The organism is Dehalococcoidia bacterium (assembly GCA_035574915.1).
In the GTDB taxonomy this organism is placed as follows: domain Bacteria; phylum Chloroflexota; class Dehalococcoidia; order DSTF01; family WHTK01; genus DATLYJ01.
Genome location: DATLYJ010000013.1, coordinates 1 through 20,251, shown reverse-complemented (window position 1 = coordinate 20,251; position 20,251 = coordinate 1). Strand labels below are relative to the sequence as shown.

The window sequence follows — 20,251 nt, the reverse complement described above, 5'->3', positions numbered from 1 at the left end:
AGAGGTTCCGCAGCCCACCAGCGGTCAGCGCACTCGAAGCCCTCCCGCCACGGTCTACTCTCGAAAAGAAACTCGCGACTAGCAGGAGACCACCCGACGCCGGTGAACGCCCGCGACTGGTTCTCAATGGAAGCCAAGCTTCGATCGGACGACAGGTGCCGAACGTCGAGTCGGTGTCCAGAAATGAACATGCAGCCGAGGGAGCCGATGCCGCTAACCGCGACTTGCCCGTTCGGCGCCACGTAGGCGAAGCCCTCCAGGTCGTGCCGCTGGATGCTGCCGTCGAGGTACACAGTGGCGTAGCTACCCGGCCGCTCCGAGTTCGTCTGGCCCCACATGAACACCCCTGAGCCGTCTCCAAGCCACATGAGAGGGTCGAACATGCCATCAAAACCCTCGAATTCCGGCAGGGTGGACTCAACCCTCCTGAGCTCACGATTGGCGTCCAGGTCATAGAAGAGCAGGCTATCGACCGACCGTGCAGGCCCGCCTGGTACTCCGGACGGTAGCGGTGTGCCCGGCGGCTCGAAATAGTGCTGAACGACGGCGAGCATCTTGCCGTCAGGCGAGAGACTGACCCATTCAAAGGATGTCTTGTCGACGTCTGGCTTCGACAGGATCTGTCGCATGGCTGAGCCATCAAACGCGTAAACCCAGACCGATGAGGGATTACTTAATGCCAGTCTCTTCCCTCCGACAGCCCACCACCCAAAGGCGTCGTGCCCAATGAGAGGCACCGACCACAGTTGACGTTTGGCGCCAAGGTCGTAGGCCACCAAGGTCAGCCTTTGGTGGCTCTTCCTGGCCATAAACGACCACAGGACCGGTGAAGTCAGCAACTGGGGGTAGCAGCTGCGCCGGATCCTTCGTCGGGCTCGGCTCCGGCGAGAGCGTAGCCTCCAGTAATGGTGTCGTGCCTGGAGATCCAGGTGTCTGCTGTCCCGTCTCCTCGCCGCTGCAGGCGAGCGTCGTTGCTGCCATCGCGAGGGCAAGAAGAAGTGGTATGCGCAATCGGGCGGGCGGGATGTTGGCCATGAAGAAAAAACGCGCGACTCAAAGTCGGCGCAGCCATTATCCCACCTTCCAGGCCCTCGCCAGAGGGCATCGGGCAGCGCCAAATCTGGCGACGGCTACGCCAGGGAGCCAGGGACTCTGCCGGGGTCGAAGTAGCTTCGAAGGCTGTGGCGCTACCCTGCTCACTGTGGTATCGAGCAACCTTTCTGACAGCCATCTACTCAGAGACTAACCATTTGCGCCGTTGGTCAGGCCGTTGTTCACCGTCTGGCACGAAGTCGGGCTTCGTAACTCAGTTAGTAGAGCAGCGGGCACAATCGGTCGTTCTTCCGTTTACGCGAGCTTCACCACCGTTAACAAGCCGTTAATCGGGCCCTTCTATCGTGGAGGCATGAAAAGAAGAGAAGGAACACTACAAGGGGGAGTCTTGTTTGAAATGATGACGGGCTTAAGGTCGGGTTCGCGGTCGATCGGGTTTGCCGCGGGAGCTCTGATGCTGCTGACAGCCGCCCTGCTGGCCGCTTGCGGCCAGTCCAACGACGACGGCAGCACGGACTCGGCCGCAGAGCCGCGGCTCAGCGGCAACATCCTGATCGACGGCTCCAGCACGGTCTTTCCGATCACGGAAGCAGTTGCGGAGGAGTTCCGCCGGGTCCAGCGCAACGTCAACGTCACCGTCGGCATCTCCGGCACAGGCGGCGGATTCCAGAAGTTCTGCAACGGCGAGACCAGCATCAGCGACGCCTCGCGGCCAATCCGCCAGCCTGAGATCGAAACATGTAAGGCCAAGGGCATCGAGTGGATCGAAATCCCGGTCGCTTACGACGCCCTGTCGGTTGTCGTCAACCCGCAGAACACATGGGCGTCTTGCATGACCACTACCGAACTCAAGAAGCTCTGGTCTCCAGAAGCCCAGGGCGTGGTGACAAAGTGGAGCGACATACGCGCCGACTGGCCGAACGAGACCATCCGGCTCTTCGGGCCGGGTACCGACTCCGGCACCTTCGACTACTTCACCGAGGCCATCAACGGCAAGGAAGACGCCAGCCGCGGCGACTACACTGCCTCCGAAGACGACAACGTCCTCGTCCAGGGCGTCTCCGGCGACCGCTACGCCCTCGGTTACTTCGGCCTCGCCTATTACATCGAAAACCAGAACAAGCTCAAGGCCGTCCAGATCGACCAGGGCAAGGGCTGCGTGACTCCATCGGCGGCGACGGTCGAGAGTGGCGCCTACACTCCGCTCTCGCGGCCTCTGTTCATATACGTGCGCCGCGACCACGCCGACAGGCCTGAAGTGAAGGCGTTCGTCGACTTCTACCTGAAGAACGTGCCCGTGCTTGCAAAGGAAGTCGGATACGTCCCGTTCCCACCAGCGATCTATGAGCTCGCCACCGCCCGCTGGACCTCGCGCAAGACCGGCACCGCCTATGTGGGGGACACAGCCGGCAAGACGGTGCTCCAGATCTACCAGGCGGCCGCGGCCGGCGGGTACTGAGCTGGGGGCGCCATCCCAGGGCCGCTAGCCCGAACGCTGCACCGCCGCCCCCTTTCCCCGAAGGGATGGCGGTGCCAGACTTTCGACGGAAGGGTGGTCTCGTGCCCGTAGACGCAATGGAAGCCCCCGCCCCTGCGCCCGCGCCGTCATGGACATTCGCCCACCGTTCGACCTCAGCCAGGCGGGTCCGTGAGTGGCCCATCTACGCGCTGCTCTTCGCCTGCGCCGCCGTCTCCGTGATCACCACCTTCGGGATTGTCTTCACGCTGTTCGAAGAGACAGTCAGGTTCTTCGAAGAAATCTCGATCGTCGAGTTCCTGACCGGGACAGAATGGACGCCACTTTTCACGAACAAGCACTTCGGCGTCCTGCCCCTGCTCAACGCCACGCTCATGATCGCGCTCACGGCGATGCTCTTCGCCATCCCTCTCGGCATGGGAGTCGCCATCTACCTCAGCGAGTACGCCCCGGGGCGCGTGCGGGCGGTGGTCAAGCCGGTACTGGAGATACTTGCCGGCATCCCGACGGTTGTGTACGGCTATTTCGCCTTGACCTTCATCTCACCCGAGATCGTCCGGCGCCTCTTCGGCTCGGACACTCCCCTGTTCAACGCCCTCTCCGCTGCCATCGCGATGGCGATCATGATCCTGCCGCTCGTGTCCTCTCTGAGCGAGGACGCCATGCGGTCCGTGCCTAACGCCCTGCGCGAAGGAGCCTACGGCGTCGGCGCGAACAAGTTCGAGGTGTCGACCCGCATCGTCGTGCCCGCCGCGCTGTCCGGTATCGTCGCGGCCTGCATCCTGGCCGTCTCGCGCGCCGTCGGCGAGACCATGATCGTCGTCGTCGCGGCCGGTAACCAGCCGAATCTCTCCCTCAACCCGCTCGAGGGCATGCAGACGATGACTGCCTACATCGTCCAGATCAGCCTGGGCGATACGCCTCGCGGGACACTCGAGTACAGCACGATCTTCGCGGTCGCTGTCATGCTCTTCCTCACAACCCTCCTCCTCAACATCTTCGCCCAGTGGCTCATCGGGCGCTTCCGCGAGGGATACGAGTGAGCGCACTGGCGACATCGGAGCAGGCGCGCCGGAGGCGTTGGCGCCGCACCGAGGGCAGCGTCTTCCTGGCCCTTTGCCTCGCCGCGACGGCAGCGGCGCTGGTCGCGCTCGTGGTGCTGCTGATAACCGTCGGCGCCGACGGCATCGGCCGCGTCAGCTGGGACTTCGTGAACAGCTATCCTTCGCGCTTCCCGGAGCAGGCCGGTATACGCGCCGCCCTTCTCGGCACGATCTGGATGATGGCCTTCACTGCCCTCATCGCCATCCCCGTCGGTATCGGCGCGGCCATCTACCTGGAGGAGTTTGCGCCCCGGGGCTGGCTTACGAAGATAATCGAGACCAACATCAACAACCTCGCCGGTGTGCCGTCGATCATCTACGGCCTCCTGGGCCTGACGATCTTCGTGCGGGTCATGGACCTGGGGCGGAGCATCATCGCCGGCTCCTTGACCATGTCGCTCCTGATCTTGCCGATCATCATCGTGTCCGCCCGGGAGGGGCTCCGCTCGGTCCCGCCCTCCATCCGGGAAGCGTCGCTGGCCCTGGGCGCGAGCCCCTGGCAGACTGTACGCTTCCAGGTGCTGGCGCCCGCCCTGCCGACGATGCTTACGGGCATCATCCTCGCGCTCTCCCGCGCCATGGGCGAGACGGCCCCCCTCATCGTCATCGGCGCCCTGACCTTCATTCCCTTCGACCCCAGCGGTCCCGGTTCTGCCTTCACCGTGCTGCCCATCCAGGTCTACAACTGGATTTCCAGGCCTCAAGCCGGCTTCCAGGAAACAGCCGCGGCGGGGATCATCGTGCTCCTGGCCGCGCTGCTCACCATGAACGCGGCCGCCATAGCCTTGCGAGGCTACTTCGAAAGGAACCGTAGGTGGTGATAAGCCAGCCAACCGCCAACCGGGGAGTGGCGCCCCCTGTCCTGACTTCGAGCCTTAGAATGACGCCTGTGGACGCGACCGGCGCCGGCGACCTCGTCCTGGAGGTGAACCACCTCTCCGTCTATTACGGCTCCTTCAAGGCCCTGCACGACATCACGCTGCCAATCGAGCGCCGCCGCATTACGGCGATAATCGGGCCTTCCGGCAGTGGCAAGAGCACATTCATCCGCTGCTTCAACCGCATGAACGACCTCATCCCTTCCTTTCGCGCCGAGGGCGAAGTCAACTTCTTCGCCGATGAGGCCGGCGCCGGGGGACGCAACGGCCGCATCAACCTCTACGACCCGGAGGTCGATCCGGTAGACGTGCGGCGGCGGATCGGCATGGTCTTTCAGAAGCCGAACCCGTTTCCGAAGTCGATCTACGAGAACATCGCCTTCGGCGCCCGCATCAACGGCTTCCGGGGCAGGATGGACGACCTCGTCGAGAGCGCCCTGCGCCGGGCTGCCCTTTGGGACGAGGTGAAAGATAAGCTCAAGCACAGCGCCCTTACCCTGTCAGGCGGCCAGCAGCAGCGCCTCTGCATCGCCCGAGCCATCGCCCTGGAACCGGAAGTCCTGCTCATGGACGAGCCCTGCTCGGCCCTGGACCCGATCGCGACCCTCAAGATCGAGGACCTGATGCAGGAGCTGGTAAGCCAGTACACCATCGTCATCGTCACCCACAACATGCAGCAGGCCGCCCGCGTCTCCGACTACACGGCCGTCCTGATGATGCGGGAAGACCGGGCGGGCGAACTCGGCGAATTCGGCCCCACGCACGAGATCTTCACCAACCCAAAGGACAAGCGCACCGAGGACTACATCACCGGCCGCTTCGGGTGAGCGCCTGTTAGGCAGGCGGCTGTTGGCGGCCGGCGCCGGCGAGCCTCAAGCCTACCGTCACGCCGGACCGGGAATCCGACCACCGGCCGCCGCAGCGTCACTTGCCCAGATAAGACGCGAGCCCCTCGCGCAGGGGCGTTAGCTTCGGCGCCAGGACTGCCTCCAGTTCGCGGTTGTCCGCGACCGCGGGCTGGACGATGAAGTCCACCGCGTCCGCGCTGAGTGGCTTGTTCGGCAGCAAGGACGCTGCCTTACCCAGCAACTTCCCGACTACGACTGGCTGGTGCAGGATGGGCCGTCTACGCCCCATGACCTCCAGCGCCGTCCGGAACACGTCGTCCATGGTCATGACCTCGGGCCCACCCAGCTCGAAGAGGTGGTTTGCCGCTTCCGGCTTCAGGGCGGCGTCAGCCGTCACCCGGGCAACGTCATCGATGAACACTGGTTGCATCGCCTGCTTGCCGCTGCCGAAGGTCGGGATGAAGGGCAGGAAGCTCGCGAAGCGCAGGATGCGGTTCAGCGAGTTGTCGTCCGGCCCATACACCCATGTCGGCCGGATGATCACCCACTCCAGGCCACTGGCCTTCACGTACTCCTCAGCCTGCCACTTGAGGCGAAACCAGTGCTGGGCCGCGTCCGCGGCCGCGCCGGCGCCCGAGATGTAGACGAAGCGCCGGACGCCCGCCTTCTTCGCCGAGTCGACCTGGTTTCGCGTGCCGTTGAGGTCGACGTTCTCGAAGGTCCAGCCCCGGGCCTTGTTCTCGATCGGTGAGTTCGGGAACTGGACGCTGTTGATCACGACGTCGACGCCCTGCATCGCGGCGTCGAGGTCCTGCCCGGCGCGAGTAACGTCCGCCTCGCGCGCCTCAACGGACTCGCCGAACAGGCGGCGAATCCGCGAGGCGTCTCGGCCGAGCACGGCTACCCTCTCGCCCCGGCCGAGGAGCTCCCTAACAATCGCCGAACCAATGAAACCGGTGCCTCCCGAGACCAGCAGCATCGCTGTACCGTCCTCTCCCTTACAGCGCTACCAATAGGGGGCCCTACGAGTTGTTACGCCCGTCACAAGCGTATACCCTTTGTTACGTCCGTCACAATATCTAGCCGCCGGCTCGAGACACCAGGCTCGAACAGCCTCGCCGGGGCCCTGAGTCATGAACGGTGGTGAGCAGCTCCATGGCTTGCCGCCGCGCCGGACCGGTAGGTTCGCTGGCCGTCTCGAACGATTAACTCACGAATGCCCTGGCAGCCAGCTTCGCGTATGGCTTCGCCCGACAGTCGAATCGCCAGCCAGCGGCCGCTAGCGGCTGGCGGCACTCTGCGTCCGCGCCTAGAATCATCGTACCGTAGCCAGTTCAGGGGGCAGCCATGAACGTCACCGTCCGGCAGGGCGACATCAGTTCATTCCAGGCCGATGCCATCGTCGTCAACCTCTTCGAGGGCGTAACCTCGCCCGGCGGCGCCACCGGCGCGGTCGACCGCGCGATGGGTGGCGCGATCAGCTCCCTCATCGCCCAGGGGGACATCCGCGGCAAGGCAGGAGAGATTACGCTGCTTCACACCTTCGGCAAACTGCCCTCTCCCCGCGTCGTCGTGGCCGGCCTGGGCAAGGCCTCCGACTTTGGCATCGATCAGGTCCGCGACCTCTCCGCGAACGTCGCCCGATACCTGAGGCGTCAGCGTCTGAAGCAGGTCGGGACCATCGCGCATGGCGCCGGCATCGCTGGCCTCGATCCCGAGGCCTGCGCCGCGGCGATCGCCGAAGGCACTATCCTTGGCCTCTATCGCTTTCTCCGCCACAAGAAGCCGGAGGAGGACGCCGCCGACCTCGAGACCCTGACCATCGTCGAGTTCGACGGCTCACGCCTGCCCCTCCTGGAGCGCGGCGTCGAGCGCGGCCGCATACTCGCCGAGGCCACGAACGTGTGCCGTGACATGGCGAACGAGCCCGCGAACTACCTCACTCCAACGGACCTCGCCCGCGTGGCGGAGCAACTAGCAAGCGAGGCCGGCATCGAGTGCGAGGTCTACGGCCCAGAGTGGCTGCGCGAGAAGGGCATGGGTGGCGTCCTGGGCGTGGCGGCCGGTAGCGTCCAGGAGCCTCGTTTCATCGTCATGCGCTACCGGGGCGCCGGGGACGAGCCGCCTCTTGCCCTCGTGGGCAAGGGCATCACCTTTGACACCGGCGGTATCTCGATCAAGCCAGCCGAGAACATGGGCGAGATGAAGGGCGACATGACGGGCGCCGCCGCCGTGGTCGCCGCCATCAGCGCCATCGCCCGCCTCAAGGCGCGGATTAACGTCATTGCTGTCGCCCCCTGCACGGAGAACATGCCCAGCGGCAGCGCCACCAAGCCCGGCGACGTCCTCCGGACTATGAGCGGCAAGACGATCGAGGTCGTAAACACGGACGCCGAAGGCCGCCTCGTGCTCTCCGACGCCCTCACATACTCGCGCGAGCAGGGCGCGAAGGCCATCGTGGACGTCGCCACGCTGACGGGAGCGATCAGCACCACCCTTGGCAATGTGGCCATGGGCGCCATGACCAACGACGCCGCGCTCATGGATAGCGTGCGCCGCGCCGCGGCCGCGGCCGGCGAAAAGGTCTGGGAACTGCCGATGTTCGACGAGTACAAGGAGCTGATCAAGAGCGACGTCGCCGACATGAAGAACAGCGGCGGCCGCCTCGCCGGGTCGATCACGGCCGCCTTCCTCCTGAAGGAGTTCGTCGAGGATACCCCCTGGGTCCACCTGGACATCGCCGGCGTCGATAACTACGACCGCGAGAAGGGTGTCTACGTGAAGGGCTCCAGCGGCATTCCCGTGCGCACCCTGGTGCACCTGGCCCTGCAGATGGCAGAGGGACGCAGCGGCGCGAAGTAGCGGCGCCGTGGTGCCCGACAGGGAGCGCTCTCGCCGGCGAGGACCGGCGGGCCTGCGGCTGGCGACGCCTGCTGGTGCTAGGCTGAAGACGTGAGCAGCGAAGGCATCGCTGTCGGCGAGCGCCGCATCCCTGAGGACTGGCTCGAACGCAGGTTCCTGCGGGAGGCCGCCGAACTCGCCCTGGTGGCGGTCGCCTTCCTCCTCTACTTCATCGTCCGCGGGCAGGTGGTCGACCGGCCAGAAGTGGCCTTCGCCAATTCGCGCGACCTCATCGCCCTCGAGCAAGACCTCGGTATCTTCCGCGAGGCCGCGTGGCAGCAGGCGGTGCTGGACTCGGAGCTCCTGGTCCGGTTCTGGAACTTCGTGTACTTCTGGCTGGACTTCCCGCTGATCGCTGCTCTCGGCCTTCTGATGTACCTCACCCGCCGCCGCCAGTACACGTTCACGCGCGACGCCATACTCTTCTCCGGCGGCATAGCCCTCATTGCCTACAACCTTTACCCGGTCGCACCGCCGCGGCTCGTGGAGGGCATCGGCGTCATCGACACGCTGCAGGCTTACGACAACCTGAGCTACCAGGCGCAGTCTACCCAGTTCTTCGTGAACCCCTTCGCGGCCGTGCCCAGCCTGCACGTCGGCTGGTCCTTCCTGATTGCCGGCGGCGTCCTGATGGCCTACGGGCGCGACCGCTGGATGTGGCCCTTCGCGCTGCTCCACCCCGTGCTGCAGAGCGCCAGCACCATCTTTACAGGCAATCACTTCTTCCTTGATGGCCTTGCCGGGCTGGCGTCCGCAGCCTTCGGCGTGCTCCTCGCGCTCGCCATGCAGCGCTGGGGCTACCCGGCGATGCGGCGCCTGGTGGCGCGCCCGAAGTAGGCGTACCGCGGCAGGCGTGTGGGGATGGGGCGCGAATAGGCGCGGCCTGCTGCGGCCTCACGGTGGAAACGTGATGAAGGCACGCCGAGCCGTTCAGGGCATGGCCGTCGCTGCCTAGAAGCCCTCCGGGTTGAAGCGCTTGTTGTGGGCCGAAATGAAGTCGTCGACCCGCTTCTTTGTCAACTCGCTCACCGGGAACTTGTCCAGCCGCGTCCAGGCGGTGAGGGCGATCGTGTTCGGCTCCATCTCCGTGTACTTGGTCATGACCACGAGGCGCCTGCGGTCCAGGTGGTCCTGCACCCATGCCGCAAGCTGCTTGATCACGTCCTGGTCCTCGGTGTTGTACCAGACCACCACGGCGCCGTGCTCCATGCTGTGTATCAGGTTTTCCTTCGGGGCCGGGTTCTCCAGGACCTTGAACTGGGCCGGAGATGCCGCATGAGGGCCCGAGGTCGGGGGATTACTGGTGTAGCAGCCGTTGACCTGGTTTGCCGCGATCTGCTCCGGGGTGCAGAACCCCCAGACGACGCCGTTCCCGAAGTGCTGGCGGTCGTCGTTGTTCTGGAGGCAGGACACCTCCAGGCAGACCTTGCCGTCCGCGCCCGGGTGGGGGGGTATGTACTGGCCGGGCAGATTCGGGCTGTCGTCTCGGATGGCCTTGAGGAAGCCAGGTATCTCGTCCGCGGAGCTGCCGGTCGTGCTCTGAATGACAGCGTAGACGATGATGCCGGCGATGGCGGCGACGCCAAGCACGGCGCCGATCAGGGTCCAGTTCGCGCCGCCGCCGCTACCCACCCTGACCGGGGTGCGAGAGGCGCGCTGCCGGTAAGGCCTTGGCGTCCCGCCAGGCTGCCTTGCGGCCCGCTCAGCCCTTCGCTCCAGCCGGTTCGAGGTCCTTCTTCGTGAGCTCAATTCGTCCTGGTCCCCTTTCCCACCTCTGCCCCATGGGCCGCGGTCAGAGCAGTCAGGGCGCGCTCGACAGCCCTGCTATCGGACGTGTCGACGCGCATGTGCGGGCCGCTGATCGGCTCTACGCGCGCCTTCATTCGATGATAAACGTGCGCATCGGCAAAGGCATAACCGTCCGCAGCACTCGAACGCAGGGCCAGGCGAGACTCGATCACCGGCTCCGGCGCCTCCAGCAGTACGACGGACAGCGGCACTTGCAGCCGCCGCGCCAGGCGGCAGAAGGGCTGCCGGTCCGCCTCGCCCACATTAGTCGCGTCGATTATCACGGCGTGGCCGCGGCGAAGGAGCTCCGAGGCCGCCGCCCGCATGGCGCTGAACAGCAGGCTGCTCTCGCGCTGCGAGTGCACCGGGGTACCAAAGAGCAGTGCGCGGAGACGGTCGCTTTCGAGGACGAGTGCGCCGGTCCGGGCAGCCAGCCCGCGCGCGAAGGTGCTCTTGCCGACGCCCGGCAGGCCGGAAAGCAGGAACAGCACCGGCCCGGCCGGAGTCGGAGCCGGTGTGTCGATGGAGCCGAGGATCGTCGCAACGCGCGAACGGCGCTGTTCGGTCTGGGTCGCGGCCGGCACTCCAAAATTATAGCTGCGCATGCCGGGGCGCCCTGGAGTCACGTCCGGGGCGACGCCGCGGGCCGGCGATATCTGCCTCAGCCGCCGGCCGGCCCCTCGATGCCGAGCCGCGGCATCTCGATCTTCGGGCAGCGGTTCATTACCACCTTGAGGCCGGCCGCGCGCGCCCGTTGGGCCGCCGCCTCGTTCACCACTCTCAGCTGCATCCAGACTGCCTTGGCGCCGGCCTCGATCGCCTCGTCGACGGCCTCACCCGCGGCCTCCGAACGCCTGAAGATGTCGACCATGTCGATAGGCTCGCCGATTTCCACGAGCCGGCCGACCACCTTCCTGCCCAGGATCTCCTGGCCGGCATAGATCGGGTTCACGGGGACTACGTGGTAGCCGCGCCGCAGCAGGAAGCGCATGACGTCGTGGCTGTCGCGCGATGGGTCCGGGCTGGCGCCGACGAGGGCGATAAGCCTCGTGTTCGTAAGGATGTCGCGAATGAGGTCGTCCGTCGGTGCTTCGCTCGCCATCGTGTCCTCCGCTGTGGTGCCACAATACACGCGCCGGCTGCTCGATGTCTCCCGGCAATTGACGCAGCACGCGGTTGTTAAACGCCGCGTCCAGCGCCTAGACTGACCTCTGAGCCATGACCCTCGACCAGCCGACCGACGAGGACCGCGCCCAGGCATCTCCAGCGAACATCCAGAAGATGTGGAAGTTCGTCGAGACCTTCGCCGAGAAGAGTGGCACCTACCTTCACCCGCAGCGCGAAATCACCGAGTTTCTGGTCATCGGCCTCGCCAAACACATCGACGAAGTGGGCCGGCCCCTGTGCCCCTGCAACTTCTACGAGGACAAGGCGGCAGAGGCCAAGCGCAGCACATGGATCTGCCCCTGCGAGGAAATGCAGAAGTGGAAGTACTGCCACTGAATGCTCTTCTGCAATTCGGAAGGTCTTCCGATCACGCAATACCTGCCAGAGGGACACGAAGGACGCGAGATATACGGGTTCATTGAGGACCCTCACCCTGACAAGGGCCGCGCCCTCGGCCGGTTGGAAGAAAAGCAGGGCAGGACTATCGACAAGAGCAACCCGCGGGCGCCGCAGCCGGAGTCAGGAGACATAATCCAGCCATGAAGGTACAGGTCAACCACGACCTCTGTGAGGGCAACCGCCGCTGCGAGAACGCGGCTCCCGAGGTCTTCGAGGTCCGGGACGACGATCTGAGCTACGTCAAACTCGACCCGGTGCCCGAGCGCTTGAAGGAGGCAGTCGACCGCGCGATACGCCTCTGCCCGCGCCAGGCAATCGCCTGGGCCGACGCAGCGCTCAGCGAATAGCGCAGGACAGCTCGGTCAGCGGTACACGGCTTCTGTCCCTCTGTTCGAGAGCCCGGAGTTATGCGTTATCCTTTAGCGCACGCTAAGCACGCCCGCCGTCCGGGGAGCATGACGCGGAGGCGAGGGCGGTTGCACGGGAGGGACGAAGGTGGAAGCAACGGCTCCTCTGACCCTGGACACGATTCACCTCAGCGACGAAGGCCTGTTCGAAAGCGGGCGGGCTCACGAGGCCTTCAAGATTCTGAGGCGCGAGAACCCGATCTCCTGGCAGGAAGGCAACGAATACGCGAAGGGCCGCTGGCACCTCGTGAAGTACGAGGACGTCCTCCACGTCTCCCGGCACCCGGAGATCTTCAGCTCGGAGCGTGGCATCACCCAGTTCGAGGCGGTCAACCCGGAAGACGCCCAGGCCGCCGCCTCGGGCAACGGCAAGATGCTGATCACCATGGACCCGCCGCGGCACGTGAAGCTGCGCCGCCTGGTTAACAAGGGCTTCACGCCCCGCGCCGTGAATGCCATGGAGCCCTACATCCGGGATATCGCCCGCCGGCTTCTCGACCAGAGCGCCGAGAAGAGGGAGTGCGACTTCGTGCTAGACGTCGCCTCTCAGCTCCCGCTGGCAGTCATCTGCGGCATGATGGGGGTCGAGGACAAGGACTGGAGCCTGATGTTCCGCCTCACGAACAAGGTGCTCGGCTCCGGCGACCCCGAATACCAGGACGACGTCCCGCCCGAGGAGCGCGGCACCCCCATGGCCGCGCGGACGACAGGTAACATCGGTACCTTCCAGATGTTCACCTTCTTCTCTCAGATGCTGGAGGAGCGGAAGGCGCAGCGGCGCGAGGACCTCGTCTCCCTGTTGGTCGACTCCGAGGTCGACGGCGAGGCGCTCACGGACGAGGACATCCTCTGGTTCTGTTTCCTTCTCATCCTCGCCGGAAACGAGACGACCCGGAACGCGATCTCCGGCGGCCTCCTCAGCTTCTTCGAGAACCCGGACGAGAAACGCCGTCTCATGAAAGACATGAGCCTGATGCCTTCCGCGGTTGAAGAGATACTGCGTTACATCTCACCCGTGACCCACATGGCGCGCGTCGCGCTCCAGGACACGAAGATCCGTGACACGGAGATCAGGCAGGGCGAGCGCGTTGTCATGTGGTACCCGTCTGTCAACCGCGACGAGGACGTCTTCCCGGACCCTGACCGGTTCGACATCAGCCGTTCACCGAACGACCACCTCGCCTTCGGGATCGGCGAGCACTTCTGCCTCGGCGCCGGGTTCGCCCGCCTCGAGCTGAAGGTGATCTTCGAGGAGCTCTTCGACCGCTACCCGGACGTCGAACTGGCCGGGCCGCCCGAGCGCCTGCGCTCCACCTTCATTGGCGGCATCAAGCACCTGCCGGTCCGGTTCCGCTAGCGGTTACCCGGCCCGAGGGCCGAGCGCCTGATGCCCTCGAGGTGAGCTCCCGGACCTCCGGGCGCGTCAGGAGCCCTCAGGCGATGGCCCGAGGCGCCCGCTGCCCCGGCGCGTTCCAATCCATGCCCTCGCGCTCCAGCGGACGGCGCTCGCTCTTGAGTCCCTGTCGAGGCGTTGCCCTTCGCTGCCGGCGCACGTTAAGTTTGGCTGCGTGAGTCATCATGTGCTCCTCGCAGAGGACTTCCCCGACTTCATGGAGCGGCTACTCGACCTGCTGGCTCCTTTTGGCCTCAACATCGCGGCCGCGAGTAATGGCGCCGACGCCATCGACTACGTCCGAGACCTGACGAACCCCCTGCACCTGCTGATCACGGACCTGGACATGCCCAAGCGCACCGGCTGGCACGTGATCGAGGCCGTGCGCAAGCACCGCGGCCCCGACGTCCCGATCATCATGCAGACCGGCGAGGCGACCTACCCCTGGGTCAAAGTACAGGCCAAGGAGCTCGGCATAGTCCTGATCCACAAGCCCGACATCGACGAATTGCTTATCCCGGCGGTCTGCCGCGCCCTCGACCTGCCTCCGGTTAGCCCCCAGCGCAGGCAAGCTGGCAGTGATGCAAACGGGGCAGCGGCGAGCTAGACCGGGAGCCAGCCGCTAGCGCGTTCTGGCCCGCTGATGGCCGGGGCTGCCTATAGCGGCTTCACATCGACGGCGCGCCCCTCGTGCCAGGACTGCCAGACTGCGTCCGTGAACTCCATGTAGCGTACGCCGTCCTCGAAGTTCGTGAGCCTCACGGGCTTGCCCTCCCGGATAGACTCGACGAAGTCCTGTTCGACACGCCAGGAGCCTGCGAGCTCGGGCTCCGGTTCGCGCGGCTCGAGCTGGCCACCGGCCTTCGCAACCTGCATGCGGTCGCCACCCTCCCAGACGATGACACCCTCGGTCCCGTACACGGTGATGCCGCTGCGCTGGGCCACTGGCGCGACCGCGCTGAAGACGTAAGTCGCGCGCGCGCCGATGCGCATGCCCGCGGCTACCGTGATGCTGTCCGGTATCAGGACCTCGACCTCCTTCCCCGTCTCGGGGTCGCGTCGGCGGTCGATGAACACGCGGGCCTGGGCTGTGACCCGGGTGGTGTCTCCGAGCCAGCGCTGGACGACCTCGTTATAGATGCCGAGCATCATCGTGTTGTGGCCGGAGTAGTCGTAGCGGTGCCGCCACTGAAGCATACGCGCGGGGTCCAGGCCCTGGCCGTTCAGGACCGTGATGACGACATCCGTAGGCTGGCCGACGTAGCCCTCGCGGATCAGTTTCGAGATCGTGGGCCCGCAGCGGAAGTCGAAGGGGGCAGGCACGAGTTGGGCGACGAGGTCAGGCCGTGCTCGCGAGGCGGCGAGCATCTCGCGGGCCTCCTCCGCATTCATCGCCATGCGCGCCTCGCACAACACGTGCTTTCCGGCGCCCAGGGCGCGGACCGTGTACTCCTTGTGCATGTAGGGCCAGGTGCCGATGCACACGGCGTTGACGCTCGGGTCGGTGAAGATGTCCTCCGGGTCCGTTGTCACCTTCTCGATGCCGAACTCCGCCGCCACTCTCTGGCCACTCTCGAGCGAGCGGTTGCACACCCAGGCCAGCTCGACGTCCGGCTGTGACTTGAGGCCCGGGATGTGGCGGAGGCGGGTGTTCCCCCCCGCACCGATGAACCCTACCCGTATCTTCTCGGTCATATGAAGCTCCCCGCTAGATAACGGACCCTTTGGAACGCCCGGCGCACCTGACCGGGACAGACGCCTCGAGTCGGTCCCTGCTGTCTAGCGGCGATCCTAATTGAGCCGGCACTCAGGCGCGACAGGGTTTCACGCCGGCCGTCAGGCTACTTGATTCGAAATCGATATTGGGGCTCCGTCGTCCTTGACGGAGAGCCTCTTGAGCGCTCCCTAAACTCAGTTCGACTCGTCCCAGGGGAGCACTATCTTGGCCGGCCTGCCAGGGGCCTTGCCTGCCCGTCCGCCTGTCGCTGGCTCGGCTGGCGCTACGGTGTCGGGTTGGCTGCTCCGGCTTAGCGTTCTGCTCGGGGCCGCGGCGCTGGTGGCCTTGTATCTCCTCTCATCGCCCGCGGCCACGACTGCCGACCCGGAGTCGGGCGTCACCCGCGCCACGAACGCGGTGGAGCCGCCGGCCTCAGCGCCGGCGCCCGCTCCCTGGACCGGCCCCAGGGCGGCAAGGACGGCCGACCTGCGCCTCGGACCGTCGGACGATTATGTCGTCCTTGGCGTCCTGCCCAGGGGCGCAAAGCTAGAGGTGGTCGGAGCCAGCGAGGACGGGCTCTGGATCGCGGTCGCTGTCGCGCCCGGTTCCTCCCTCTACGGCTGGCTCAAGGGCGCGGACGTAACTGGCGCTCCGGACGCCGCCAGCCTGCCCATCAAGCCGGTGCGCCTGCTCCCGGAGTAGGGCCCGGCGTCCCGGGCCGAAGGACCTCGGGGCGGATGCCGGAACTGAGCACGAAAGGCCCGCGCCCTTGGCGGCGCGGCGGTGCAAATCGAGGCGCGCGTTCAGGCGCCGTAGGGCGCCGCTATCTGCAGCAGGAGGTCCGTGAGCTCGCGCGGCGCGCCAAGCATAGGCAGGTGTCCGGCGGCCAGCTCGACGACGTCCCAGCCGGCTTCCCGGGCCGCGGCGGACAGGTCTGAGCCGGGGGCGTGCGCCCGGACGCAGCGCACGAACGTCTTCGGCAGCTTGTCGAAGGCTTCGCTGGGCTTGAGTGTGAGCGCGTCCTTCAGCGGCTTCAGCGGGCTCCAGCCCGCGCGCTGGCCCGCCCAGCGCCCGATCACCTCGTTCCAGCCCTCGGCGCGGGCCATCTCCACCCACCCCTCAAGCGGCGCCGGCGGCGACTTCCACGTCTCGCCGATCAGGTCGAGGTTGCGCTGCATCCACTCGCGGGCATCCGGCGCGAGGGCATCCCAGATCGACTGGCCTGCCGCTGGTAGGACCGAATCGATGGCGACTATGTGCGCTACCCGCTCCGGCATTCGATTGGCCGCACCTAGGGCAACCACACCCGCATTGCTGTGGCCCACGAGGACCAGGTTGTCGATGTCCTCGTGCCACATGAGGCTGGCGACATCCTCCACCCATGTGTCGAGCCCGATCTGCGGCGACAGGAGGTGCGAGCGGTCGCCGCAGCCGGTGAGGCTGGGAGCGTAGACCTCGTGGCCGGCGAAGCGCAGCGACGGCGTTATGAGACGCCAGCACCAGCCGCCGAGGTTCGCACCGTGAATGAGAAGGAAGGTCGCCACGGCTGTCTAGCATACCTGCCGCAGGACGGTTCCCAGACGGCGGCGTGCAGGACGTGGGTCGCGAGCTTCGATTGACGCCAGGACCGGCGCTCGGCCGAATCCGCCGGCCGCGATATGATCCGCAACATGGCGATGGAACCTGTGGACGTGCTCGTGGTCGGGACCGGGAATGCCGCGATGTCGGCGGCAGTGGCGGCGCGCAACGAGGGCGCGTCGGTCCTCATGGTCGAAAAAGGGCCGCGTGAGGCGGTCGGCGGCAACAGCTTCTTCGCCGGCGGCGGCTTCCGCTTCGCATACGACGGCATCGACGACATCAGGAAGCTCATCGACCTGTCGGAGGCCGAGCTGCGGGCGGTCGATGTAGGCTCCTACCCGGCCTCGAAGTACCACGACGACATCATGCGAGTCACGGAGGGACTGGCGGACCCGGACCTGGCGGGACGGCTGGTGGGCCAGAGCTTTCCCACCATGGTGTGGATGCGGGAGCAGGGGATGCGCTGGGCCCTCATGACGGGCCGGCAGGCGTTCAAGGTGGGAGAGGTCTATCGCTTCTGGGGCGGCCTCACCGTCGAGGCTGTGGGTGGCGGCCCAGGCTTGATCGACCACTGGTTGCGCATCGCCGAGGCGAAGGGCGTCCAGATCCGGTACGAAGCCGGCGCCCACGCGCTCCTGACCGGCGAGGACGGGGCCGTGCGCGGGGTCAGGATACGCACGCCCTCGGGCTTCGAGGACGCGCCCGCGCGCGCGGTCGTCCTCGCCTGCGGCGGCTTCGAGGCGAACCCGGAGATGCGCACCCGGTACCTGGGCCAGGGCTGGGAGTTGGCGAAGGTGAGGGGCACCCGTTACAACACCGGCGATGGCATCCGCATGGCCCTCGATATCGGCGCCCAGGCCTACGGGCACTGGAGCGGCTGTCACGCCGTGGCCTGGGATGCGGGAGCGCCGCCCTTCGGCAACCGCGTGGTCGGCGACCTCTACCAGAAACACTCGTACCCCCTCGGCATCATCGTCAACGCTGAGGCGCAGCGCTTCGTCGACGAGGGCGCAGATTTCCGGAATTACACCTACGCCAAGTACGGGCGGGAGATCCTGCGGCAGCCCCGGCAGCTTGCTTTTCAGATTTTCGACGACAAGACGCGCGCGATGCTGCGCGACGAGTACCGCATTGCCCGCGTGACCATGGCGGAAGCGGCGACGATCGAGGAGCTCGCGGAAGGGCTGGGCCTGGACCCGGTGGCCCTCAAGAGCACGGTCGACCGCTACAACGCCGCCTGCCAGCCGGGCCACTTCGACCCGACGGTGCTCGATGGGAAGCGCACGGAGGGCATCACGCCGCCGAAGTCGAACTGGGCCTTGCCGATCGACACGCCGCCGTTCGTGGGCTACGCAGTGACCTGCGGCATCACTTTCACCTTCGGCGGCCTCAGGATCGAGCCCTCGACGGGGCAGGTGCTGGACGACACGGACCGGCCGATCCGGGGCCTGTACGCGGCCGGAGAGCTGGTCGGTGGTCTGTTCTGGCACAACTACCCCGGCGGCGCCGGCCTCATGGCCGGGGCCGTGTTCGGCCGCACCGCCGGGGCGGCAGCAGCGCGCTCGATCTCCGGCTGAGGGGTGGCTTCCAGCCATCTCGAGGGGACTCTGTGCGCTTCGCCACTTGCCTCAGGCGGCGCGGGCCTTCAATGTTGCCGCAGACACGGGCAGCGATTCTCCAGGAGGTATTCGTGATTTCGAAAAGAGCTGGCATCGCGACGGTCGCCGCGGTCATGCTTGCAGCGGCCCTCGCCCTGTCAGCTTGCGGCGGCGACAAAGACAGTGAGAGCTCTCCAACCGCAGCCCCCCAGTCCCAGGCGACGCAGGCGCCGGGCGGGGGAGCGGGGGCGACAGCTACCAGGCCGGCCGCTGCGGCCACGGCCGCGCCGACTACGCCCGCGGGCGGAGTCGTCGCAACCATCGCCGCCGGCACCGGGGCGTTGGCCATCGAGGCCTGCCGGCTGGTTACCAGGGATGAGATAACGGCGGCGGTCGGCGAGCAAGTGCAGGACCCGCAGGGCTTCAACGTCGGTACTCAGACCGTGGCGCCTGGCCTCACGGTCAGCGTCTCCGCCTGCAGCTATCAGTCCAGCAGAGGATCCGTCGACATTACGTTCTGGCGGGCCGGCGGCACGGTCTCGCCCCAGATCCGCCAGGCTCTCGAGGCGTTCCTGTGTGAGCAGAAGGAGCGCGTCCAGGGCATCGGCGACCTCGCCTGCTGGTACGACTCCACGCGGACGGAGCTCCTGGTCCTCAAGGGCACCACTTTCATAGACGTGCAGCTCGAGGCAGCGAACCCGCAGCGGACGCAAGAGGCGATCCGGACTCTGGTGCAGCGGGCGCTATCGCGCCTCCAGTAGACGGGACAGGGACCGGGGAACGAGGAGGCAGGGTCAGGCCCGGGGCTCGCCGCCCCTCTATGACCCTGCCTCCCGTCATTCCTACTTCCCTATGACGCTGAAGAACTCGGCGCGCGTGCGCTGGTCCGAGCGGAAGCGGCCGAGCAGGCAGTCGGTGACCACGAGGCTGTTCTGCTTCTCGACGCCGCGCATCATCATGCAGAGGTGCCGCGCCTCGATGACCACTGCGACGCCCTTTGGCCGAAGGATTGCCTCGATGGCTTCCGCGATCTGAGTCGTGAGGCGCTCCTGGACCTGAAGGCGGCGGGCATAGACATCGACCAGGCGGGCCAGCTTGCTCAGGCCGACGATGCGGCCCTGGGGTAGATAGGCAATGTGGCAACGCCCGAAAAAGGGCAGAAGGTGGTGCTCACAGAGGCTGTAGACCTCGATGTCGCGCACCACCACCATCTCGTTGTAGTCCTCCTCGAACACGGCGCGGCCCACGACCTCGAAGGGGTCAATGTGGGTGCCGTGCGTGAGGAACTGAAAGGCGCGCGCGACCCGCTCCGGCGTGTCCTTGAGGCCGGCGCGGCCCGTATCTTCGCCCAGTTCTTCGAGGAGCCGCCGGACGAGGCGCGCAATCTCAGGCGAGGCGGGCGGCAAAGGGGCTTCCACGCGCGCGACATCGGCCTCGTCTCTCATGCTGGCATTGTACAGACCCGGGTCCGGCCCTCTTCGCCCGCGCTCGCAGCAGGCGTGCGGTCCGCCTCGGCATCCCTGGGCGTCGAGCCCGTGGCAGCCGGCCGGGCCCGACGCCTAGTGCGGCGGCTCGTTCGTCCAGATGAGCGAGCCGAAGCCGCCGAACATGCCGCCGATACCCTGGAGGAACGAGGTCTTGATGTTCGGGACCTGGCGGAAAGCGGTGCCGCGTAGTTGCCTCATGGCCTCCTGCATCATGTGCATCCCGTACATCCCGGAGTGCGTGTAGCAGAGCCCGCCTCCGGAGGTGTTGACGGGCAGGCGTCCGCCGGGAGAGGTGTGCCCGGCCTCGATGAACGGCCCCGCCTCGCCTCGCTTGCAGAAGCCCGTGTCTTCGAGGGCGAAGATGGGCAGGTGCGCGAAGGCGTCATAGATCATGACGTGGTCGATGTCGGCGTGCGTCACCTGCGCCTCGTCGAAGGCCTTCTTGCTCGAGACCTTG

22 protein-coding genes are annotated in these 20,251 nt (G+C 66.3%); 13 read left to right on the top strand and 9 right to left on the bottom strand.

What is annotated here, in order from left to right:
* The coding region (locus VNN10_01225; GenBank protein ID HXH20619.1) for a hypothetical protein at positions 1 to 629 on the bottom strand (629 nt) is incomplete at its 3' end.
* An 878-nt stretch (positions 630 to 1,507) separates the two neighbouring features.
* On the opposite strand from VNN10_01225, the gene VNN10_01220 reads away from it, so the two are divergent.
* The 4 genes from VNN10_01220 to pstB all read left to right on the top strand — a co-directional run bounded on the left by VNN10_01220 (position 1,508) and on the right by pstB (position 5,338).
* Positions 1,508 to 2,512: a PstS family phosphate ABC transporter substrate-binding protein gene (locus tag VNN10_01220; GenBank protein HXH20618.1), complete on the top strand. Its 1,005-nt coding sequence runs from the start codon at positions 1,508 to 1,510 to the stop codon at positions 2,510 to 2,512.
* 101 nt (positions 2,513 to 2,613) lie between these two features.
* Complete coding sequence (gene pstC, locus VNN10_01215; GenBank protein HXH20617.1) at positions 2,614 to 3,573, top strand: phosphate ABC transporter permease subunit PstC; 960 nt, start codon at positions 2,614 to 2,616, stop codon at positions 3,571 to 3,573.
* A 5-nt stretch (positions 3,574 to 3,578) separates the two neighbouring features.
* Positions 3,579 to 4,454 carry a phosphate ABC transporter permease PstA gene (pstA, locus tag VNN10_01210; protein HXH20616.1) on the top strand — a complete coding sequence of 292 codons (876 nt, stop codon included), beginning with the start codon at positions 3,579 to 3,581 and terminating at the stop codon, positions 4,452 to 4,454.
* Positions 4,455 to 4,522: 68 nt separating this feature from the next.
* Entirely contained in the window at positions 4,523 to 5,338 is an 816-nt protein-coding gene (gene pstB, locus VNN10_01205; protein ID HXH20615.1) for a phosphate ABC transporter ATP-binding protein PstB, read from the top strand.
* Between the two features lie 97 nt (positions 5,339 to 5,435).
* Here pstB and VNN10_01200 read toward each other — a convergent pair whose 3' ends face one another.
* On the bottom strand, positions 5,436 to 6,338 hold the full coding sequence (locus tag VNN10_01200) for an NAD(P)H-binding protein (GenBank protein ID HXH20614.1): 903 nt from the start codon (positions 6,336 to 6,338) through the stop codon (positions 5,436 to 5,438).
* 368 nt (positions 6,339 to 6,706) lie between these two features.
* Here VNN10_01200 and VNN10_01195 point away from each other — a divergent pair, with 368 nt between their 5' ends.
* Both VNN10_01195 and VNN10_01190 read left to right on the top strand, forming a co-directional pair.
* The gene (locus VNN10_01195) at positions 6,707 to 8,221 is read left to right on the top strand and encodes a leucyl aminopeptidase (protein ID HXH20613.1); all 1,515 of its coding nucleotides are present in this window, start codon (positions 6,707 to 6,709) and stop codon (positions 8,219 to 8,221) included.
* Between the two features lie 90 nt (positions 8,222 to 8,311).
* Positions 8,312 to 9,097, top strand: a complete 786-nt coding sequence (locus VNN10_01190; protein HXH20612.1) for a phosphatase PAP2 family protein — start codon at positions 8,312 to 8,314, stop codon at positions 9,095 to 9,097.
* A 114-nt stretch (positions 9,098 to 9,211) separates the two neighbouring features.
* On the opposite strand, the gene VNN10_01185 is transcribed toward VNN10_01190, so the two are convergent.
* From VNN10_01185 to VNN10_01175, 3 genes are all read right to left on the bottom strand, one after another.
* Positions 9,212 to 9,892 (bottom strand): DUF3105 domain-containing protein, encoded by a 681-nt coding sequence (locus VNN10_01185; GenBank protein ID HXH20611.1) that lies wholly within the window; start codon positions 9,890 to 9,892, stop codon positions 9,212 to 9,214.
* 113 nt (positions 9,893 to 10,005) lie between these two features.
* Positions 10,006 to 10,632 (bottom strand): ATP-binding protein, encoded by a 627-nt coding sequence (locus VNN10_01180; GenBank protein HXH20610.1) that lies wholly within the window; start codon positions 10,630 to 10,632, stop codon positions 10,006 to 10,008.
* A gap of 77 nt (positions 10,633 to 10,709) precedes the next feature.
* Positions 10,710 to 11,150 carry a CoA-binding protein gene (locus tag VNN10_01175; GenBank protein ID HXH20609.1) on the bottom strand — a complete coding sequence of 147 codons (441 nt, stop codon included), beginning with the start codon at positions 11,148 to 11,150 and terminating at the stop codon, positions 10,710 to 10,712.
* 116 nt (positions 11,151 to 11,266) lie between these two features.
* Between VNN10_01175 and VNN10_01170 the strand changes: the two genes are divergently transcribed.
* The 4 genes from VNN10_01170 to VNN10_01155 all read left to right on the top strand — a co-directional run bounded on the left by VNN10_01170 (position 11,267) and on the right by VNN10_01155 (position 14,021).
* Complete coding sequence (locus tag VNN10_01170) at positions 11,267 to 11,551, top strand: ferredoxin-thioredoxin reductase catalytic domain-containing protein (GenBank protein ID HXH20608.1); 285 nt, start codon at positions 11,267 to 11,269, stop codon at positions 11,549 to 11,551.
* Between the two features lie 203 nt (positions 11,552 to 11,754).
* A complete protein-coding gene (locus VNN10_01165; protein HXH20607.1) occupies positions 11,755 to 11,961 on the top strand; it encodes a ferredoxin in 207 nt (68 codons plus the stop codon).
* 148 nt (positions 11,962 to 12,109) lie between these two features.
* Positions 12,110 to 13,378 carry a cytochrome P450 gene (locus VNN10_01160; protein HXH20606.1) on the top strand — a complete coding sequence of 423 codons (1,269 nt, stop codon included), beginning with the start codon at positions 12,110 to 12,112 and terminating at the stop codon, positions 13,376 to 13,378.
* 223 nt (positions 13,379 to 13,601) lie between these two features.
* Complete coding sequence (locus VNN10_01155) at positions 13,602 to 14,021, top strand: response regulator (GenBank protein HXH20605.1); 420 nt, start codon at positions 13,602 to 13,604, stop codon at positions 14,019 to 14,021.
* Between the two features lie 50 nt (positions 14,022 to 14,071).
* Here VNN10_01155 and VNN10_01150 read toward each other — a convergent pair whose 3' ends face one another.
* On the bottom strand, positions 14,072 to 15,109 hold the full coding sequence (locus tag VNN10_01150) for a Gfo/Idh/MocA family oxidoreductase (GenBank protein ID HXH20604.1): 1,038 nt from the start codon (positions 15,107 to 15,109) through the stop codon (positions 14,072 to 14,074).
* Between the two features lie 310 nt (positions 15,110 to 15,419).
* Here VNN10_01150 and VNN10_01145 point away from each other — a divergent pair, with 310 nt between their 5' ends.
* Positions 15,420 to 15,833: a hypothetical protein gene (locus VNN10_01145; GenBank protein HXH20603.1), complete on the top strand. Its 414-nt coding sequence runs from the start codon at positions 15,420 to 15,422 to the stop codon at positions 15,831 to 15,833.
* 101 nt (positions 15,834 to 15,934) lie between these two features.
* On the opposite strand, the gene VNN10_01140 is transcribed toward VNN10_01145, so the two are convergent.
* Positions 15,935 to 16,675, bottom strand: a complete 741-nt coding sequence (locus tag VNN10_01140; GenBank protein ID HXH20602.1) for an alpha/beta hydrolase — start codon at positions 16,673 to 16,675, stop codon at positions 15,935 to 15,937.
* A gap of 126 nt (positions 16,676 to 16,801) precedes the next feature.
* Here VNN10_01140 and tcuA point away from each other — a divergent pair, with 126 nt between their 5' ends.
* Together tcuA and VNN10_01130 are read left to right on the top strand one after the other, a co-directional pair.
* Positions 16,802 to 18,286: an FAD-dependent tricarballylate dehydrogenase TcuA gene (gene tcuA / locus VNN10_01135; protein ID HXH20601.1), complete on the top strand. Its 1,485-nt coding sequence runs from the start codon at positions 16,802 to 16,804 to the stop codon at positions 18,284 to 18,286.
* Between the two features lie 113 nt (positions 18,287 to 18,399).
* A complete protein-coding gene (locus VNN10_01130; GenBank protein HXH20600.1) occupies positions 18,400 to 19,068 on the top strand; it encodes a hypothetical protein in 669 nt (222 codons plus the stop codon).
* A gap of 81 nt (positions 19,069 to 19,149) precedes the next feature.
* On the opposite strand, the gene folE is transcribed toward VNN10_01130, so the two are convergent.
* The gene (gene folE / locus VNN10_01125) at positions 19,150 to 19,752 is read right to left on the bottom strand and encodes a GTP cyclohydrolase I FolE (GenBank protein HXH20599.1); all 603 of its coding nucleotides are present in this window, start codon (positions 19,750 to 19,752) and stop codon (positions 19,150 to 19,152) included.
* A gap of 114 nt (positions 19,753 to 19,866) precedes the next feature.
* A partial coding sequence (locus VNN10_01120; GenBank protein ID HXH20598.1) for a thiolase occupies positions 19,867 to 20,251 on the bottom strand: 385 nt, incomplete at its 5' end.

Bases quoted from the DNA above. Each gene is read 5' to 3' on its own strand.
- VNN10_01195 (HXH20613.1), top strand. From the start codon at position 6,707: ATGAACGTCACCGTCCGGCAGGGCGACATCAGTTCATTCCAGGCCGAT.
- VNN10_01165 (HXH20607.1), top strand. From the start codon at position 11,755: ATGAAGGTACAGGTCAACCACGACCTCTGTGAGGGCAACCGCCGCTGC.
- VNN10_01170 (HXH20608.1), top strand. From the start codon at position 11,267: ATGACCCTCGACCAGCCGACCGACGAGGACCGCGCCCAGGCATCTCCA.
- VNN10_01150 (HXH20604.1), bottom strand. From the start codon at position 15,109: ATGACCGAGAAGATACGGGTAGGGTTCATCGGTGCGGGGGGGAACACC.
- folE (HXH20599.1), bottom strand. From the start codon at position 19,752: ATGAGAGACGAGGCCGATGTCGCGCGCGTGGAAGCCCCTTTGCCGCCC.
- tcuA (HXH20601.1), top strand. From the start codon at position 16,802: ATGGCGATGGAACCTGTGGACGTGCTCGTGGTCGGGACCGGGAATGCC.
- VNN10_01220 (HXH20618.1), top strand. From the start codon at position 1,508: ATGCTGCTGACAGCCGCCCTGCTGGCCGCTTGCGGCCAGTCCAACGAC.
- VNN10_01175 (HXH20609.1), bottom strand. From the start codon at position 11,150: ATGGCGAGCGAAGCACCGACGGACGACCTCATTCGCGACATCCTTACG.
- VNN10_01200 (HXH20614.1), bottom strand. From the start codon at position 6,338: ATGCTGCTGGTCTCGGGAGGCACCGGTTTCATTGGTTCGGCGATTGTT.